At 65.0% G+C, this 17236-nt stretch carries 14 protein-coding genes; 11 read left to right on the top strand and 3 right to left on the bottom strand.

Annotated elements, in window-relative coordinates:
• The first annotated feature begins 125 nt into the window (after positions 1-125).
• Positions 126-1907, top strand: coding sequence for an ABC transporter ATP-binding protein (locus JFU57_RS25390; RefSeq protein ID WP_242487531.1), 1782 nt, complete (start codon positions 126-128; stop codon positions 1905-1907).
• A complete protein-coding gene (locus JFU57_RS25385) occupies positions 1894-3654 on the top strand; it encodes an ABC transporter ATP-binding protein (protein WP_201131177.1) in 1761 nt (586 codons plus the stop codon). The genes JFU57_RS25390 and JFU57_RS25385 overlap by 14 nt, the downstream gene beginning before the upstream one ends.
• A 34-nt stretch (positions 3655-3688) precedes the next feature.
• Here the strand turns inward: JFU57_RS25385 and JFU57_RS25380 are convergent, their stop codons facing one another.
• On the bottom strand, positions 3689-4336 hold the full coding sequence (locus JFU57_RS25380; RefSeq protein ID WP_201131176.1) for a TetR/AcrR family transcriptional regulator: 648 nt from the start codon (positions 4334-4336) through the stop codon (positions 3689-3691).
• Between the two features lie 127 nt (positions 4337-4463).
• Between JFU57_RS25380 and JFU57_RS25375 the strand changes: the two genes are divergently transcribed.
• The 7 genes from JFU57_RS25375 (at position 4464) to JFU57_RS25345 (ending at position 12032) form a co-directional block, all read left to right on the top strand.
• The gene (locus tag JFU57_RS25375; protein WP_201131175.1) at positions 4464-6500 is read left to right on the top strand and encodes an NADH:flavin oxidoreductase; all 2037 of its coding nucleotides are present in this window, start codon (positions 4464-4466) and stop codon (positions 6498-6500) included.
• Between the two features lie 133 nt (positions 6501-6633).
• On the top strand, positions 6634-7941 hold the full coding sequence (locus JFU57_RS25370) for a M24 family metallopeptidase (protein ID WP_201131174.1): 1308 nt from the start codon (positions 6634-6636) through the stop codon (positions 7939-7941).
• Positions 7942-8000: 59 nt separating this feature from the next.
• Positions 8001-8810: an amino acid ABC transporter ATP-binding protein gene (locus JFU57_RS25365; RefSeq protein WP_078474098.1), complete on the top strand. Its 810-nt coding sequence runs from the start codon at positions 8001-8003 to the stop codon at positions 8808-8810.
• Positions 8810-9451 (top strand): amino acid ABC transporter permease, encoded by a 642-nt coding sequence (locus tag JFU57_RS25360; RefSeq protein ID WP_078474097.1) that lies wholly within the window; start codon positions 8810-8812, stop codon positions 9449-9451. The genes JFU57_RS25365 and JFU57_RS25360 overlap by 1 nt, the downstream gene beginning before the upstream one ends.
• Positions 9448-10110, top strand: coding sequence for an amino acid ABC transporter permease (locus JFU57_RS25355; RefSeq protein ID WP_078474096.1), 663 nt, complete (start codon positions 9448-9450; stop codon positions 10108-10110). Before JFU57_RS25360 ends, JFU57_RS25355 begins: the two co-directional genes overlap by 4 nt.
• 60 nt (positions 10111-10170) lie before the next feature.
• Positions 10171-11001 (top strand): ABC transporter substrate-binding protein, encoded by an 831-nt coding sequence (locus tag JFU57_RS25350; protein ID WP_078474095.1) that lies wholly within the window; start codon positions 10171-10173, stop codon positions 10999-11001.
• A gap of 35 nt (positions 11002-11036) precedes the next feature.
• Positions 11037-12032, top strand: coding sequence for an Ldh family oxidoreductase (locus JFU57_RS25345; RefSeq protein ID WP_201131173.1), 996 nt, complete (start codon positions 11037-11039; stop codon positions 12030-12032).
• Here JFU57_RS25345 and JFU57_RS25340 read toward each other — a convergent pair.
• Complete coding sequence (locus JFU57_RS25340) at positions 12029-12952, bottom strand: LysR family transcriptional regulator (RefSeq protein ID WP_201131172.1); 924 nt, start codon at positions 12950-12952, stop codon at positions 12029-12031. The genes JFU57_RS25345 and JFU57_RS25340 overlap by 4 nt on opposite strands.
• A gap of 136 nt (positions 12953-13088) precedes the next feature.
• Between JFU57_RS25340 and araD1 the strand changes: the two genes are divergently transcribed.
• Both araD1 and JFU57_RS25330 read left to right on the top strand, forming a co-directional pair.
• Positions 13089-14084 carry an AraD1 family protein gene (araD1, locus tag JFU57_RS25335; protein ID WP_201131171.1) on the top strand — a complete coding sequence of 332 codons (996 nt, stop codon included), beginning with the start codon at positions 13089-13091 and terminating at the stop codon, positions 14082-14084.
• Between the two features lie 43 nt (positions 14085-14127).
• Entirely contained in the window at positions 14128-15711 is a 1584-nt protein-coding gene (locus JFU57_RS25330; RefSeq protein ID WP_201131170.1) for an aldehyde dehydrogenase (NADP(+)), read from the top strand.
• A gap of 89 nt (positions 15712-15800) precedes the next feature.
• On the opposite strand, the gene JFU57_RS25325 is transcribed toward JFU57_RS25330, so the two are convergent.
• Positions 15801-17195: an FAD-binding oxidoreductase gene (locus JFU57_RS25325; RefSeq protein WP_201131169.1), complete on the bottom strand. Its 1395-nt coding sequence runs from the start codon at positions 17193-17195 to the stop codon at positions 15801-15803.
• Between the last annotated feature and the right edge of the window lie 41 nt (positions 17196-17236).

The following is a 17236-nucleotide window of genomic DNA, read 5'->3' as shown; positions in this document are numbered from 1 at the left end:
GCCGGGCAAAAGGTTTAGTTTTTTTGCTTGGTGCAGGCTTGAGATCAATCAGTAGTGATTCGCATTTACATCTTGGGTGAGAGTTTCTATCCTTGCGCCTGCGCATTTTCAGCTCAGGAGAGCCCATGCAATCTTCCAACCCCGGATCGGAACGCGCGTCGCCGATGGCCACCCTGATCGGTTTGCTGGCGGGGCAGCGCGCTCGGCTGGGCTTGGCCGTGAGCCTGGCCGCCGGCTCGGCGCTGCTGGAGCTGTTGCTGTATTACCTGTTGTACCGCGCGGCGGAGCTGGCCTTGCTCGATGCCCCGCCAGGCCGGGACCTGCTGCACTTGGCCGGTTTGGTGCTGCTGGCGCTGCTGGGCAAATACGGGCTGCTGACCCTCGGCGGCTATTTCAGTCATGTGGCGGCGTTCCAGATCCTCTACGAGGTCCGCTTGCGCCTGGCCCAGTCCTTGACCCGCTTGCCGTTGCAGATGCTCGGCCGCTACAGCTCCGGCGGCTTGCGCAAGATCATCCTGAATGACGTCGAGCGCCTGGAAACCTTTATCGCCCACCACAGCATCGAGCTGATCGCCGCCGTGGTCACGCCCTTGGCTGCGGGCGGCTTTCTGTTCTGGCTGGACTGGCGCATGGCCCTGGCGGCGCTCAGCACCATTATCCCGGCATGGCTGGCCCAGGCCTGCATGTCGCGGGGCATGGACGAGCGGGTGCGCAGCTATAACATCGCCACCGAACAGCTCAACGGCGCCACCGTGGAGTACCTGCGGGGGATTCCGGTGATGAAGGCGTTCCGCCAGAGCGCCAGTTCCTTCAAGTTGCTGCGCGAGCGGCTGGAGGCGTACCACCGCCTGGTCGAAGGCTTCAGCCGCAAGGCGGTGCCTGGCTGGTCGGCTTTTGTCGTGCTGCTGACGGCCAATATTTTCGTGTTGCTGCCCCTGGGGCTGTGGCTCAACGCCCAGGGCCAGTTACCGCTGCCCAACCTGATTTTGGCTCTGGTGCTGGGCAGCGGTTTGCTCAAGCCGCTGCTGCGCCTGATGTTCTTTTCTTCGGCGATCCGCGAGATCTGCGGTGGGGTGGAGCGGATCCAGCCACTGCTGGTTCCGGTGGCCGTGCAGGTCAGCAGCCGCTTGCCGGCCCATGCCGGGGTGCGCTTGCAGCATCTGTCGTTCAGTTACCAGACGCGGCCGATTCTGCAGGACCTGAACCTCGAGTTGCGCCCCGGCAGCTTCAACGCCCTGGTGGGTCCTTCCGGTTCCGGCAAGTCGACGCTGGCCTATCTGCTGTCCGGGCTGTTGCCGCCCGACAGTGGCGAGGTGCTGCTCGGTGAGGTATCGCTGGCCAGTCTCGGCGATCGAGACCGGGCCCAGGCCATTGCCGTGGTCAGCCAGGACGCGTTTCTGTTCCAGGGCAGCCTGGCGCAGAACCTGCGACTGGCCAAGCCCCTGGCCAGTGATCGGCAGTTGTACGACGTACTGGCCATCGTCCAGGCCCGGGACCTGGTGCGCAGCTTGCCTCAAGGCCTGGACACCCAGGTTGGCGAGCGCGGGACGCGTTTGTCCGGAGGCGAGCGGCAACGGATCGCCATCGCCCGGGCGCTGCTGGCGGGAGCCCCGGTATTGGTGCTTGACGAGGCCACGGCCTTTGCCGACAGCCTGACCGAGGCCGCGTTTTATGCGGCGTTGCGCAAGCGTTACCCGCAGACCACGGTGCTGGTGATTGCCCATCGCTTGTACGCGGTGCGTCATGCCGAGCAGATTCTGCTGCTGGAGGAGGGGCGCCTTGTCGCGTCCGGCTCCCATGCCCAATTGCTCCACGGCAACAGCACTTACCAGCGCTTGTGGCACAGCCAGTTCCAGGCCCATGCCTGGCATATTCGCCAACAGGAGGTCAGGGATGTCGATGCTTGAGGATGTGGTGCGCATTGCCGGTCGCCAGCCGTACCGGGTGTACCGCGGCATCGGTCTGCGGGTACTGGCCCAGGCCTGTTCCATCGCGCCGTTCTTCCTGGCCTGGCTGGGGCTGCAATGGGTGCTCGCCGGCAGCGCCGGGAGTGCTGATTGGTGGGGGCTGGGCCTGGCGTTGGGTGCTTGTCTGATCGGCCAGTTGCTGTTTTCCCACTTCGGCCAGATGGACTGCTTTATCGGGGCCTATGACCTGATGATGAGTTATCGCGCGGCGCTGACCGATCACTTGCGCCTGGTGCCCCTGGGATTTTTCCATCAGCGGCGGATCGGCGAGTTGGCGGCAACCCTGACCGATGATGTGAAGCGGGTCGAGGACGTCTTCACCCACTTGATCGCCGAAGTCATTGCCGGGATCAGCGTGCCGCTGATTTTCTGCCTGCTGCTGGTCTGGGTCGACTGGCGCCTGACCCTGAGCCTGCTGGTCACCTTGCCCCTGGGCTGGGCGCTGTACCAGGGGTGCATGGGTTACCTGCTGCGCGAAGGCACGCGGCAATCCGGACGCCTGCAAATGGCTTCGGGGCTGCTGGTGGAGTTTGTCAGCGGTATTCGCACCCTGCGCCTGTTCCATCGCTGTGACGGCATGCTCGCGCGCCTTGAAGAAACCTTCGCCAGCATCCGCCGTGGCAGCCTGGGCATCGAAGCCTGGGGCGGCGGCGGGGTGCAGCTGTTGCGCCTGATGATCGAGATGGGCCTGGTCAGCCTGCTGCTGATGGCGGCCTGGCTGTTTGTCGAGCAGTCGCTGGACGTGGCGACCTGGCTGTTGTTTGTGCTGGTGTCGTACAAGATCATCGACGCGCTGCTGGAGGTCGCGGCCTACCTCACGCAACTGCGCATGATGAGCCAGTCTTCGGCGCGCCTGAGTGCCCTGATGGCGGAACCGATCCTGGCTGAAACCACCGAAGTCGCGGTGCCCGAGGATTCGACGCTGCGCTTTGAACAGGTGAGTTTCGGCTATGCCCGGGAGCCGGTGGTGCAGGGCATCGACTTCACGGTGCCGGCCGGTTCAGTGACGGCGATTGTCGGGCCGTCCGGCAGTGGCAAGTCGACCTTGCTGCATTTGCTCGGGCGTTTCTACGACCCGCAGCAAGGGCAGATCACTCTGGGCGGGGTTGATCTCAAGGCCCTGGGCACCGACGCCTTGTACCAGCAGGTCGGCTTCGTGTTCCAGGATGTGCAGCTGTTCGACGGCTCGGTGCTGGATAACGTGCGCATCGGCCGTCCCGAGGCCGGTGTGGAGGCGGTGCGCGCCGCCTGTCGCGAGGCCCATTGCCAAGCCTTTATCGAACAGTTGGAGCAGGGCTATGACACGCCGCTGGGCGAGGGCGGCCTGCGCTTGTCCGGCGGCGAGCGCCAGCGGCTATCGATTGCCCGGATGCTGCTCAAGGCACCGCGCATCGTGCTGCTGGACGAAGCCACGGCCTCGGTCGACCCCTGCGCCCAGGCCGATATCCAGCAGGCTTTATCGCGCCTGGCCGAGGGCCGCACGGTGGTGATGATTGCCCATCGCCTGCGCACGGTGGAGTATGCCGATCAGATTCTGGTGCTGGATCAGGGGCGTATCGTCGAGCGCGGCAACCACCGTCAATTGCTCGAGCTGGGCGGTCTGTACCGGCGCCTGTGGGACGAGCAGGATGCCCAGGCCATGCCGCTGGCGCCCCTGATACCGGGGCTGCCTGGCGAGCAGCCATGAGTGAGGGGTGCGCACGCCGCCGATGGCGCGCGCTTCAGCCCTGCAGGTCGGCCGAAGAAAACCCGTTGCGCCGATAAAAGCGCTCCAGCTCCCGGGGTTCGGGCTCGACCCCGGTGAAGATCTTCAAGTACTCGGGGATGTAGCGCATGCGCTGCGCCAGCGGCTCCTGGGTGTTCATGCTGATGTAGCCGATCTGGGTCAGGTAGATCGAGCGCGCCCGGGTCACGGCGGCGTCATGGGCGAAGCCGAAACGGTCGAACATGCTTGCCAGGGCCTGCACCCGCTGGGCATCGGCCTGGCGGATTTCTTCCGCCACTTCGGGCGATTGCAGGGCCCAACTGCGCATGGCGAATTCAAACTGCGAATCGAACAGCTCGCTGTTCAGCCAGCAGTCGAAGACGTTGAGAATCGCCTCGGTGATGGATTCGGCATAGGCCTCGGACTGTGACACCAGGTTGAAGGTGTTCTTGTTCTTCCACAGGCTCACCAGGGCTTCGAGCAGCGCTTCGCGGTCCTGGAAATACCAGTAGAAACTGGTTCGCGACAGGTTGAGTTTCTTCGCCAGCGGCATCACCCGCACTGCATCCACCCCCGATTCCTTGAGGCTCTCATAGGCCGCGTTGAGCCAGCTCTCCAGAGAGCCGCGGCCGGCCGCTTCCGCACTGTTGGTGGTTGCTTTCATGGGGCGTTTTTTCCTTGTCCACTTGACCTTGATGGGGGTGAATATACACCACCGTCGACGTTATTGACACTGGTGTACATTGGGGTCTATCGTCTGCCTTGCCTGATGACCTGTATGCGAGACCGATATGAATAACGATCCGCTTCTTCAGCCTTATCGCCTCAAGCACCTGACACTTCGCAACCGCATTATCACCACCTCCCACGAGCCGGCGTACCCCGAAGAGGGTATGCCGAAGAAATTGTACCGGGCTTATCACGTCGAACGCGCCAAGGCCGGCGTGGCCATGACCATGACCGCAGGCTCGGCGGCGATCTCCCGCGACAGCCCCCCGGTGTTCAACAATATCCTGGCGTACAAGGACGAAGTGGTCGGCTGGATGAAAGACCTCACCGACGAATGCCACGAGCATGGCGCGGCGGTGATGATCCAGCTTACCCACCTGGGGCGGCGCACCCGCTGGGACAAGGGCGACTGGCTGCCGGTGGTGTCGCCTTCGCACAACCAGGAGCCGGCGCACCGGGCCTTCCCCAAGAAGCTCGAAATCTGGGATATCGAACGCATCGTCCGCGACTATGCCGACGCCGCCGAACGCATGCAGGCCGCCGGCCTGGATGGCATCGAGCTGCAGGCCTACGGCCACTTGATGGACCAGTTCTGGTCGCCGTTGACCAACGAACTGGAGGGCGCCTACGGCGGTTCGCTGCACAATCGCCTGCGGTTCACCTTCGAGGTGCTGAGCGCGATCCGCCAGCGGGTCGGTTCGGCGTTTATCGTCGGCATTCGCTACACCGGTGACGAGGTGCTGGCGGGCGGGCTTGAGAAAGAGGAGGGGCTGCACATTTCGCAACTGCTGAAAGACAGCGGCATGGTCGACTTTCTCAACGTGATTCGCGGCAATATCGCCACCGATGCCGGGCTGACCGACATCATCCCGATCCAGGGCATGCGCAATGCACCGCACCTGGACTTTGCCGGGGAGATTCGCGCCCTGACCGGCTTCCCGACCTTCCATGCGGCGAAGATTCCCGATGTCGCCACCGCCCGCCATGCGATTGCCGCCGGCCTGGTGGACATGGTGGGCATGACCCGCGCGCACATGACCGACCCGCACATCGTGCGCAAGATCATCGAGGGCCGGGAAGATGAAATCCGCCCCTGCGTGGGCGCCAACTATTGCCTGGACCGGATCTACAACGCCGGCGCCGCCTACTGCATCCACAACGCCGCCACCGGCCGCGAAACCACCATGCCCCACGAGGTGCCCAAGGCCCCGCGCAAGCGCAAGATCCTGATCGTCGGCGCCGGCCCCGGTGGCCTGGAAGCCGCACGGGTCGCTGGCGAGCGCGGGCATGAGGTGCTGGTGCTGGAAGTGGCCGACCAGCCCGGCGGGCAGATTCGCCTGACCGCGCAGTCCGAGCGGCGCAAGGAAATGATCAGCATCATCGACTGGCGCATGGCGCAGTGCGAGCGCCTGGGGGTCAAGTTCCGCTTCAACACCTGGGCCGATGCGGCGATGGTCCTCGATGAAAACGCCGACGTGGTGATAGTCGCCACCGGCGGGCTGCCCCACACCGAAGTCCTGCAACGGGGCAACCAGTGGCTGGTGTCGAGCTGGGACATTATTTCCGGCGACGTGAAGCCCGGACGCAATGTGCTGGTGTATGACGATGCCGGTGATCACGCGGGTTTGCAGGCCGCCGAGTTCATTGCCCGCAGCGGGGCCAGGACCGAGATCATGACCCCCGACCGCTCGTTCGCGCCGGAGGTAATGGGCATGAACCTGGTGCCTTACATGCGCTCGCTGCAACAACTGGACACCACCTTTACCGTCACTTACCGACTCAAGGCCGTGGACCGTGAGGGCGACCAGTTGCTGGCGACCATCGGCACCGATTACAGCGACCTGGAGAAAACCCGGCGGGTGGACCAGATCGTGGTCAACCATGGCACCCGGCCCCTGGACGAGCTGTATTTCGAACTGCAACCCCTGGCCACCAATGAAGGCGCCGTGGAATACATGGACCTGATTGCCGGCACCGTGCAAAACGTGGTGACCAACCCCCAGGGGCGTTTCCAATTGTTCCGAATCGGCGATGCGGTGTCATCGCGTAACACCCATGCGGCGATCTACGACGCCCTGCGCCTGGTCAAGGACCTCTAGCGAGCGCTATTAGCGTGCCCTGAAAATAAGAAAGACAGCCGTCATCCGTTTCCCAAGCCTTTAAGTCACTGCCCCGAAAGTTGGTCCGATTGGTTTTGATTAACGTCAAACTCTTCCCAGCGGAGGTTGTTGCATGCACACGGATACCGATTTCACCGAGCTGCTCAATGCCGTACCCCCAGGCCCGCTGCACTATCGCAGCGATGCCAGCGTTACCGGGCATGCCCTGGCCCCGGTCGATAACGGCCTGCTGGCGGCCTATGCCGCCATCGATCGCCCGGCCCTGCGCCAGTACCGCCTGGAGCGCATTCGCCAGCAACTGCGCGAGCACGATTACGCCGGCGTGCTGTTGGCCGATCCGATCAATATTCGCTACGCCACCGACACCAATAACCTTGGCCTGTGGGTGATGCATTCCCCCAGCCGCTACGTGTTTGTGGCCACCGATGGTCCGGTGGTGCTGTTCGAGTTCACCAGCAGCCGGCACAACAGCGAACACATCGAGACCATCGACGAAATTCGCCCGGCCATCCCCTGGCTGTATTTCCTGGCCGGCCCCCGGGTCGAGGAGAAGGCCGAGCGCTGGGCCCTGGAAGTGGCCGACCTGATGACCCGGCATGGCGCCGGCAATCGCCGCCTGGCGGTGGACCGCTGCGACCCCTGGGGCGCGGAAAAACTCAAGGCCAGGGGCATCCAGCTGTTTGATGCCCAGCCGCTGATGGAGCAGGCGCGGCTGATCAAGTCGCTGCAGGAGATCGCCAGCCACCGGGTGTCGATGGATGTGTGCGACCTGGCGATTGCCCGCATGCGCGCCAGCCTGGTGCCGGGCATCACCGAAAACCAGCTGTGGAGCATCATGCACGGGACCAACGTGGCCCAGGGCGGGGAGTGGGCCGAGAGCCGCCTGCTGAACTCCGGACCGCGCACCAACCCGTGGTTCCAGGATGCTTCGGACAAAGTCATCGCCGCCGGGGAAATGGTCTGTTTCGACACCGACATGGTGGGGCCGGGGGGTTATCTCTCGGACATTTCCCGCAGCTTTATCTGCCCCGGCAAGGCACCGACGGCGGCCCAGCACGACCTGCTGGAGATTGCCTCGCAGCAAATCAACTTCAACCTCGAGCTGCTGCGTCCCGGGCTGTCGTTCCGCGAGTTCGCCGAGGGCTGCTGGCCGGTGCCCAGGCAGTTCGAGCACAACCGCTACATGATGATGTTGCACGGCGTGGGCCTGGTCGACGAGTACCCCAGCGTGGCCTACGCGGTGGACTTTGCCGAGTGGGGCTATGACGGTCACTTCGAGGAAAACATGGTGCTCTCGGTGGAGAGTTACATCGGCGAGCAGGGCGGCCATGAAGGCGTGAAGCTCGAAGAGCAGGTGCTGATTACCGCCACTGGAGCGGTCAAGCTTTCCCGTACCCCCTTAGTCGACGGCGATCGATAACAGCGGTTGTTGCCTGATTCTTGCAGGCATGGCGTCTACCCTGTCCGGAGAAAAAAACAATGAGCAGCATGACCGTGATCGAAAGCGCCGCCGCCCTGGCGCCGCGCCCGGTGTCCAGCGCCGAACCGTTCCTGCGCCTGGATGCGATCCACAAGCAGTTCGGCCCTTATCCCGTCTTGCATGATGTGTGCTTTGAAATGGCCAAGGGCGAGGTGGTGGCGATCATCGGCCCCAGCGGCTCCGGCAAAAGCACCCTGTTGCGCTGCATCAACCAACTGGAACCGCCGACTCGGGGTCGGGTCAGCATGGCCGGGGTGCACATCGAAGCCGGGCGCCCGCTGCCCAGGAGCGAGTTGCTCAAGCTGCGCCGGCGCATCGGCATGGTGTTCCAGTCGTTCAACCTGTTTCCGCACCTCACGGTGCTGCGCAATGTCAGCCTGGCGCAGATCCGCACCCTGGGCCGCAGCGCCAGGGAGGCGGATGCCCGGTCCTTGCAGTTGCTGGACCGGGTCGGCCTGGCGGACAAGGCCAATACCTACCCGGCGCGCTGCTCCGGCGGCCAGCAGCAACGCATCGCCATTGCCCGTGCCCTGGCCCTGGACCCGGAGTTGATGCTGTTCGACGAGCCGACCTCGGCCCTCGACCCCGAGCTGGGCCTGGAAGTGCTGGCGGTGATGAAGGAGCTGGCGCGCGAGGGCATGTCGATGCTGGTGGTGACCCATGAGATGCACTTTGCCGAGACCGTTTCCGACCGGGTGGTGGTGATGGCCGAAGGGCGGATTATCGAGCAGGGGCCCAGCGCCCAGGTGATGCGCGAGCCGCAGCATGCGCGGGTGGTGCAGTTTCTCCAGGCCGTGAGGAATCGCTGATGCTGGATATTCTGCTGGTCCTGTTGCGCGGTGTGCCCTGGACCCTGGCCGTGACCCTGGGCGCCTTCTGCATTGGCATGGTGCTGGGCTTTCCGCTCTGCGCCCTGCGCATGTCGAACCTGAAATTCTGCCGCTGGCTGGCGGCGATGCTGGTGCTGACCCTGCGGTCGATTCCGCCGATTGTCTGGTTGTTTTTCATCTTCTTCGGCATTGGTGGCGGCTACATCGCCTTGTCGCCCTTTGCCGCGGCGGTGCTGGGCCTGGGGCTGATCACCGCGGCGCATATGTCCGAGGTCTATCGCGGGGCCTTTGCCGCGATTCCCCAGGGCCAGTACGAGGCAGCGCATGTGCTCAACCTCTCGGCCCCCCAGCGGTTCTTTGATGTGGTCCTGCCGCAACTGGTGCGCATCGCCATTCCCACCTCGGCCACCTATGCCATCGGCCTGCTCAAGGACTCGGCCGTGGCCTCGACCATCGGCGTGGGCGATATCAGCTTCCAGGCGTACCAGATGTCCCAGCAGACCTTTCAAGGGCTGGGGGTGTACAGCGCGGCGGCCGTGGTCTACCTGATTCTGAGCGTGCCGGTGGCGCTGTTCTCGCGCTGGCTGGCGGCCACCCTGAAACAGAGGATTGCCCGATGAGCGAGCTCCTGACGATGTGGCTGGCCTGGTTTCCCGAGCTGTGGAAGGGCTTTGTGCTGTCGATGCAGGTCACCGCCGTCAGCCTGGCGCTGGGGGTGGTCCTGGGGTTGCTGCTGGCACTGGGCGTGTCGGCACCGCGCCGGGTGGTGCGCTACCCCTCGCTGCTGATTGTCGAACTGGGGCGCGGCGCACCGGCGTTGATCCTGTTGCAGTACTTCTATTTCGGCCTTCCCTCGGCGGGCCTGACCCTGAGCTCGTTCTGGGCCGCGGCCCTGGCGCTGGCCTACTGCACGGCGGCCTATACCAGCGAGATCATCCGTGGCGGTATCGAGGCGGTGGCCCAGGGCCAGAACGAGGCGGCCGAGGTGATTGGCCTGAATCGCCTCGATGCGCTGCGCTTCATCATCCTGCCCCAGGCGCTGCGAGTGGCGCTGCCATCGTTGCTCGGGTTCTCGATCATGATGTTCCAGGCCTCGTCGCTGTGTTTCACCATCGCGCTGCCGGAGATCGTCAGCCGCGCCTCGGCCATTGGTTCATCCACGTTCGAGTACATGCCGGTGCTGACCCTGGCCGGCCTGATGTATGCCGCTGTTTGTGCGCCTGCGACCCTGGGCGTGGCGGCACTGGAGAAAAGACTGGCACCCAGCCAGCACGCATGACCGACTCGGGCCGTTTTTCGGCTGCTGCTCTCTTAATGCAACCCTTGCACAGGTGAAGCCATGATTAGCTCCTTCAAATGCATGACCCGTTGGGCCGTCCTTTGTTCCACCCTGATGGCCGGCGCGGCCCAGGCGGACTGCAAGCCGGCCCATCAGTTTGAAACCCTGACCCCGGGGGTGCTGACAGTCGCCGCCTGGGTCTTCCCGCCGTACTCGATCCCCGGGCCGGGCAACCAGTTGAGCGGGGTCGACGGCGAGATCATCAAGCGCATCGCCGCCCGCGAATGCCTGGAGATCAAGGCCACGGTGGTCGACCCGGCAGCGGTGATCCAGTCGGTGATCGCGCGGCGGGCCGATGTCGGTATCGGCGACTGGTACCGCACCGCCGAGCGCAGCAAGGCCCTGGGATTGTCCGCGCCGCTGTACCTGGACGTGATGGGCATCATCTCCAGTGAGGGCTTTTCGAAAATCTCCGAGCTCGAGGGCAAGCGCATCGGCACGGTGCAGGGCTACCTGTGGGTCGACGACTTGAAAAAGACCTTTGGCGACAACCTGGTGCTGTACCCCAACCCGGTGGCCATGGCCCAGGACCTGGCGTCAAAACGCATCGCCGTGGGTGTGGACAGCTTCGCCGTGGGCGTGGCGTCGCAGCAGAAGGGCGCGTACCAGGGCAAGAGCATCAAGGTCTCGGAGCCCGACCCACGGGTCAAGGCGACCCTGGAACCGGGGCAGACCGGCTTCCCCCACACCAAGGCCAACACCGCGCTGGGCCTGGCGCTGAATGAAAATATCGAGGCCTTGCATGCCTCGGGCGAGATTGCTGAAATCCTCGGCTCGTTCGGCCTCGACAAGCAGGCCGCTGACGTCGGTGCGCCACGCCTGGTGGAGTAACCGGCAACCTCATCCCCGGCCTTGATGGAGAGCCCATGCAATCACCCGCAGCGTTCAAGCACCTGTCGTTGCCAGAGGCCCGGGCGTTTGCCCGGCAGTGCTGCCTGGCTGCCGGCGCCAGCCAGGAGGTGGCCCAAGCCCTGGCCGAGGCCACGGTGTCGGCCCACGCCCATGGCTTGGCCAGCGTCGGTTTCGAGCACTTGCCCGACTACCTGAGCGGTTTCGTCAGCGGGCGCATTGCCTGCGCCGCGCAACCGCTGATCACTCAGGTCGCCCCGGCGATGCTCCGCAGCGATGCCTGCCAGGGCATCGCGCAACTGGGTTTCGACCAGGCGTTTGGCGCCCTGTGCGACAACTCCCGGCAGTTGGGTATCAGCCTGTTCGCCCAACACAACGGCTTTACCTGCGGCGAGCTGGGCTACTACACCCGGCGCCTGGCTGCCGAGGGCCTGGTGGCGCTGGCCTTCTGCAACGGTCCGCCGTTGTTGACGGTGCTCGGCCAGCGCCAGCCGATGTATTCGACCAACCCCCTGGCGTTCGCCGCACCCAGTGGCGATGGGCGCCAGGTGCTGATCGACCAGGCCAGCAGCGCCACGGCGTTCGTCAATATCCTCAAGGCGGCGCAGGCCGGCGAGGCGATCCCCGCCGGCTGGGCGGTCGATGCCCAGGGCGCTGCGACCCTGAGCGCGCGGGAGGCCATGCACGGCGCCTTGCTGGCCTTTGGCGGCAGCCGTGGGGCCAATATCGCGTTGATGGTCGAAGTGCTGGCGGGCTGCGTCGGTGGCGGCAACTGGTCGCTGGACGCGCCGGACTTTCGCAGCGGTACGCAATCGCCAGGCTCGGGGTTGCTGGTGATCGCCATTGCTCCGCACTTGCTCGACGAGCAGTTCGAGAAGCGCCTGGCGCAGCAGATGCAGCGCCTGGCGGCCCTGGGCATTCATCATCCGGGGCAGGCCAAGCAGCAGGCGTATGCGCGGGCGTTGAACGAGGGCATCCGCCTGCCGATGACGCTGTATCAGCAGTTGGCCTAGTCGGCGTCCTGCAGGGTGTCCCAGAGCAGCCTGGCACTCGGCGACAGCTGCACGCCCTGACGGGTCACCAGGGAATAGGGTTCGCTGCGCGAGCGCATGTGCAGCGGCAGGGACACCAGCACCCCCATGCGCGCGGCGGCTTCGGCGACTTCTTCGGGCATCAGTGCAATCAACTGCGGGTCCTGCTGCAGCAGCATCAGGGTGGTGAAGGTCGAGGCGGTTTCCAGGGGGAATCGCGGGAACTCCAGGCCGGCCTCGCTGAACTCCCGTTCCAGCACCAGGCGCATTGGCATGTTGGCCGGGTAGATGATCCAGCCATAACCCTGCAGCTGCGCCAACTGCAACGATTCGGCCTGGGCCAGCGGGTGCCGGGGGTTGGCCACCACCCGCAGCTGTTCCTGGTTCAGCACCTGGCAGTCATAGGCTTGCGGACGTGGGCTGACGCTGGTGCGGCAGATCGCCAGGTCGAGGCGCCCCTGGTCGATCAGGCCCAGCAGGCGGGCGCTGGTGTCTTCGACAATTTCCACCGACAGCTCGGGTTGGGTCAGCCGCAGTCGCGCCAGGCTGCTGACCAGCATCGGCACTGCGCCCATGATGATGCCCACCGAAATGCGCCCGCCCTGGCCTTGGAGGATGCCGAGCATTTCTTCGCGCAGGTGCGCCAGGTCGCTGTGGATCAAACGCGCATAGCGGATCGCGCAGCGTCCCAGGTCATTGGGTTCAAGACCCTGGCTGGTGCGGGTGAACAGCCGAGTACCGAACGCCGACTCGATCTCATTCAGGGCCTTGGTCGCCCCGGGCTGGGTGATCGCCACCTGTTCGGCGGCCTTGTGCAACGAGCCGTGTTCCTCCAGGGCAATCAGCAGGCGCAACTGGCGCAGGCGCAGACGGGAAACCAAAGAGGGTAGGGAAGCGATCATGGGGATGACTAAAAGTTATCGCGAGGGCAGGGGTTCTCATTAGGCAGCCTGCGGGGCGATTCGTAAAGTGGCGCATGTCACGGCTGATGCTCAGCCCATGCCCCTAACAAACTCCTGCCCAAAGAAGGCCCCTGCCATGCGATTGATTCAGTTTGAGAGCACCACCGGTGAACGCCACGTCGGCATTGTCGAAGGTGAGCGAATCCTCACCGTGAACCAGGCGAGTTCCACCCGCGAGCTGGCCCTGGCGGCGATTGCCGCGGGTCGCAGCCTGCAGGAGCAGGTGCTGCAACAGGGCAGCCAAGCCGGCCCGCTGTACGCGCAGCTGCTGCAGGACGGCCGCGTGCTGCCACCGCTGGACCACGTCGACCCGGCCCATTGCCTGGTCAGCGGCACCGGCCTGACCCACCTGGGCAGCGCCTCGACCCGGGACAAGATGCACCAGCAGAAGGCCCAGGATGAGTCGACCATGACCGACACCCTGCGCATGTTCAAATGGGGCGTCGAAGGCGGCAAGCCGGGCAGCGGCAAGGTCGGGGCGCAACCGGAATGGTTCTACAAGGGCGATGGCAGCATTGTCGTGCGCCCGGGCGCGGACTTTGCCGTGCCGACCTTTGCCGAAGACGCCGGCGAAGAACCGGAACTGGTCGGCCTTTATGTCATCGGCCATGACGGCCTGCCGTATCGCCTGGGTTATGCCCTGGGCAACGAGTTTTCCGACCATGTGCTGGAGCGCCGCAGCTACCTGTACCTGGCGCACTCCAAGTTGCGCCGCTGTGCCTACGGCCCGGAATTGCGCCTGGGCGAGCTGCCCAGGCACCTGTCGGGCTTCAGCCGCATCCATCGCGCTGGCCAGGTGCTGTGGGAGAAGGAGTTCCTCTCGGGCGAGGAGAACATGTGCCACAGCCTGGAAAACCTCGAATACCACCATTTCAAGTACGCGCAGTTCCTGCGGGCCGGTGATGTCCACGTGCATTATTTCGGCACCGCCACCCTGTCGTTTGCCGACGGGATCGAGGCTCGGCCGGGCGACACGTTCGAGATCGAAATGAGCGAGTTCGGCGCGCCCTTGCGCAACGGGATTGCCGCGCAGGCCGAACCCCTGGCACCAGGGACAGTCAGGGCACTTTGAGCCCGTTCACTTATCCTCCCTCTATCAGGTCAAGGAGCAACAGATGACGCGCATCAGCGGTCAAAACTACATCGCAGGCACCCGCAGCGCCGCAGGCAAGGTCACCCTGCGCAGCCATGACGCCACCACCGGCGAGGCCCTGCCATTCGATTTTTATCAGGCCACCGAGGCCGAAGTCGACGCCGCAGCCCTGGCGGCCAAGGCTGCTTATCCGGCGTTTCGCAACCTGTCGGCGGCCCGTCGTGCCGAGTTCCTGGAAGCGATTGCCGACGAGATCGACGGCCTGGGTGATGAATTCGTCGCCCAGGTGTGCCAGGAAACCGCCTTGCCGGCGGGCCGGATCCAGGGTGAACGCGGACGCACCAGCGGCCAGATGCGCCTGTTCGCCAAGGTTCTGCGTCGAGGCGATTTCTATGGTGCGCGGATCGACCGCGCGTTGCCTGATCGTCAGCCACTGCCACGGCCGGATCTGCGCCAGTACCGCATCGGCCTGGGCCCGGTGGCGGTGTTTGGTGCCAGTAACTTCCCCCTGGCGTTCTCCACGGCCGGTGGCGATACCGCGGCGGCCTTGGCCGCCGGTTGCCCGGTGGTGTTCAAGGCCCACGGTGGGCATATGGCGACGGCCGAGTGGGTGGCCGATGCGATCATCCGCGCCGCCGAGAAAACCGCCATGCCGGCCGGGGTGTTCAACATGATCTACGGTGCGGGCGTCGGTGAGTGGCTGGTCAAGCACCCGGCCATCCAGGCCGTGGGCTTTACCGGGTCCCTGGGCGGCGGTCGCGCCCTGTGCGACATGGCGGCTGCGCGCCCGCAGCCGATCCCGGTGTTCGCCGAGATGTCGAGCATCAACCCGATGATGCTGCTGCCTGAGGCGCTGAAGCAGCGTGGCGCGACCATCGCCAAGGAACTGGCAGCTTCGGTGGTGATGGGGGCAGGGCAGTTCTGCACCAACCCGGGGCTGGTGATCGGCATTCGTTCGCCGCAGTTCAGCGACTTCCTGCAGCACCTGGTCGCACTGTTCAATGAGCAACCGGCGCAGACCCTGCTCAATGCCGGCGGCCTGAAAAGCTACTGCCACGGCCTCGACAACCTGCAGGCCCATGCCGGTATCGAGCACCTGGCCGGCACCGCGCAAACGGGGCGTCAGGCCCATGCCCAACTGTACAAGGCCGATGTCGGGCTGCTGCTCAAGGGCGACCCGTTGTTGCAGGAAGAAGTGTTCGGCCCCACCACGGTGGTGGTCGAGGTGGCCGATCAGGCCGAGCTGACCCAGGCCCTGCACGGCCTGCGCGGGCAACTGACCGCGACCCTGATCGCCGAGCCGGCGGACCTCGAGGTCTTCGGCGGCCTGCTCAGCCTGCTGGAAGAGAAGGCCGGGCGCCTGCTGCTCAACGGCTACCCGACCGGCGTCGAAGTCTGCGAGGCCATGGTCCACGGCGGTCCTTACCCGGCCACCTCCGACCCGCGCGGCACCTCAGTCGGCAGCCTGGCCATCGATCGCTTCCTGCGCCCGGTGTGCTACCAGAACTACCCGGACAGCCTGCTGCCCGAGGCCCTGAAAAACGCCAACCCCCTGGGCATCCAGCGCCTGGTGGACAGCGTCAGCAGCCGTGACGCCCTGAGCTGAAACTGACCGGCCATACGAAAAAGGCCGACCGTTGATGACGGTCGGCCTTTTTTATTGCAGAGCATGCCCAGGGTGCGCCTGCTCGGCGATCAGCCCAGGCGGCGAAATATCTTCCCCGGGTTCATCAGGTTCTGCGGGTCCAGTGCCTGCTTGATCGCGCGCATGGTGTCGATGGCCACCTGGCCGTGCTCCTCGACCATGAAATCGATTTTGTGCAAGCCCACGCCGTGCTCCCCGGTGCAGGTGCCGCCAGCGGCCAGGGCGCGGTGGACGATGGCGTGGTTGAGGCGTTCGGCTTCTACCAATTCTTCGGGTTTGTTCGGATCGAGCAGCAGGCAGACGTGGAAGTTGCCGTCGCCGACGTGGCCGAAGATCGGTGCCGGCAGGTAGGACTGGCGCAGGTCGTTTTCGGCGCCGACCACACATTCAGCGAGCTTCGACAGCGGCACGCAGACATCGGTGGACAGGGCGCGGCAACCGGGCTTGAGCTGGAGGAAGGCGAACAACGCGTTGTGCCGCGCACTCCACAGGCGGTTGCGTTCTTCCTGCTGGGTGGCCCACTGGAAGCCGGTGCCCTGGTTGCCGTCGGCCAGCTCTTCGACGGTTTGCGCCTGTTCGGCGACGCTGGCGGCGTTGCCGTGGAATTCCAGGAACAGGGTCGGGGATTCTTGCAGGGTCAGCTTGAAGTGACGGTTCAGGGCCTGGATCGCCAAGGTGTCGACCAGTTCGGCACGGGCCACCGGCACGCCCATCTGGATGGTCTCGATCACTGTCTGCACCGCGCCTTCGACCGAGGCGAAGCTGCACACGGCGGCGCTGATGGCCTCGGGTTGCGGGTGCAGCTTGAGGGTGATTTCACTGATCACGCCGAGGGTGCCTTCGCTGCCGATAAACAGCCGTGCCAGGTCATAGCCTGCCGAGGATTTTTTCGCCCGCGAGCCGCTGCGCATCACCCGGCCGTCGGCCAGCACTGCAGTCAGGCCCAATACGTTTTCGCGCATGGTGCCGTAGCGCACGGCGTTGGTACCGGAAGCCCGGGTGGCGCACATGCCGCCGATGCTGGCATCGGCACCGGGGTCGATGGGGAAGAACAGCCCGCTGGCGCGCAGGTATTCGTTGAGCGCCTTGCGGGTGATGCCCGGTTGCACGGTGATGCTCAGGTCTTGCGGTTCGAAACTCAGCACCTGATCCATGGCCGACACATCGAGGCTGATGCCGCCGTGTACCGCCAGCAGGTGGCCTTCCAGGGACGAGCCGCTGCCGTAGGGGATCACCGGCACCCGGTGTTGATGGCACAGGCCGAGGATGGCGCTGATGTCATCGACGCTGTGGGCATAGGCCACCGCATCCGGCAGTACCGGGTCGTACAGCGACTCGTCGCGCCCGTGGTGTTCGCGCACGGCGGTGGCGGTGCTGAAACGATCGCCGAGCAGCTGGTGCATGGCGTCAAGGAAGGCTTGGGGCAGGGGGTGTGATGGGGTCATGACTGGCTCCTTGGGGAAAAAGCCCGGTCGCCGACCCCTGG

Source organism: Pseudomonas sp. TH07, assembly GCF_016651285.1.
Lineage (GTDB): Bacteria > Pseudomonadota > Gammaproteobacteria > Pseudomonadales > Pseudomonadaceae > Aquipseudomonas.
Note: the sequence above shows the minus strand (reverse complement) of the source record. Positions and strands in the feature narration are given on the sequence as shown.

Coding starts and splice junctions, on each gene's coding strand:
- JFU57_RS25390 (WP_242487531.1), top strand. CDS start 126: ATGCAATCTTCCAACCCCGGATCGGAACGCGCGTCGCCGATGGCCACC.
- JFU57_RS25385 (WP_201131177.1), top strand. CDS start 1,894: ATGTCGATGCTTGAGGATGTGGTGCGCATTGCCGGTCGCCAGCCGTAC.
- JFU57_RS25380 (WP_201131176.1), bottom strand. CDS start 4,336: ATGAAAGCAACCACCAACAGTGCGGAAGCGGCCGGCCGCGGCTCTCTG.
- JFU57_RS25375 (WP_201131175.1), top strand. CDS start 4,464: ATGAATAACGATCCGCTTCTTCAGCCTTATCGCCTCAAGCACCTGACA.
- JFU57_RS25370 (WP_201131174.1), top strand. CDS start 6,634: ATGCACACGGATACCGATTTCACCGAGCTGCTCAATGCCGTACCCCCA.
- JFU57_RS25365 (WP_078474098.1), top strand. CDS start 8,001: ATGAGCAGCATGACCGTGATCGAAAGCGCCGCCGCCCTGGCGCCGCGC.
- JFU57_RS25360 (WP_078474097.1), top strand. CDS start 8,810: ATGCTGGATATTCTGCTGGTCCTGTTGCGCGGTGTGCCCTGGACCCTG.
- JFU57_RS25355 (WP_078474096.1), top strand. CDS start 9,448: ATGAGCGAGCTCCTGACGATGTGGCTGGCCTGGTTTCCCGAGCTGTGG.
- JFU57_RS25350 (WP_078474095.1), top strand. CDS start 10,171: ATGATTAGCTCCTTCAAATGCATGACCCGTTGGGCCGTCCTTTGTTCC.
- JFU57_RS25345 (WP_201131173.1), top strand. CDS start 11,037: ATGCAATCACCCGCAGCGTTCAAGCACCTGTCGTTGCCAGAGGCCCGG.
- JFU57_RS25340 (WP_201131172.1), bottom strand. CDS start 12,952: ATGATCGCTTCCCTACCCTCTTTGGTTTCCCGTCTGCGCCTGCGCCAG.
- araD1 (WP_201131171.1), top strand. CDS start 13,089: ATGCGATTGATTCAGTTTGAGAGCACCACCGGTGAACGCCACGTCGGC.
- JFU57_RS25330 (WP_201131170.1), top strand. CDS start 14,128: ATGACGCGCATCAGCGGTCAAAACTACATCGCAGGCACCCGCAGCGCC.
- JFU57_RS25325 (WP_201131169.1), bottom strand. CDS start 17,195: ATGACCCCATCACACCCCCTGCCCCAAGCCTTCCTTGACGCCATGCAC.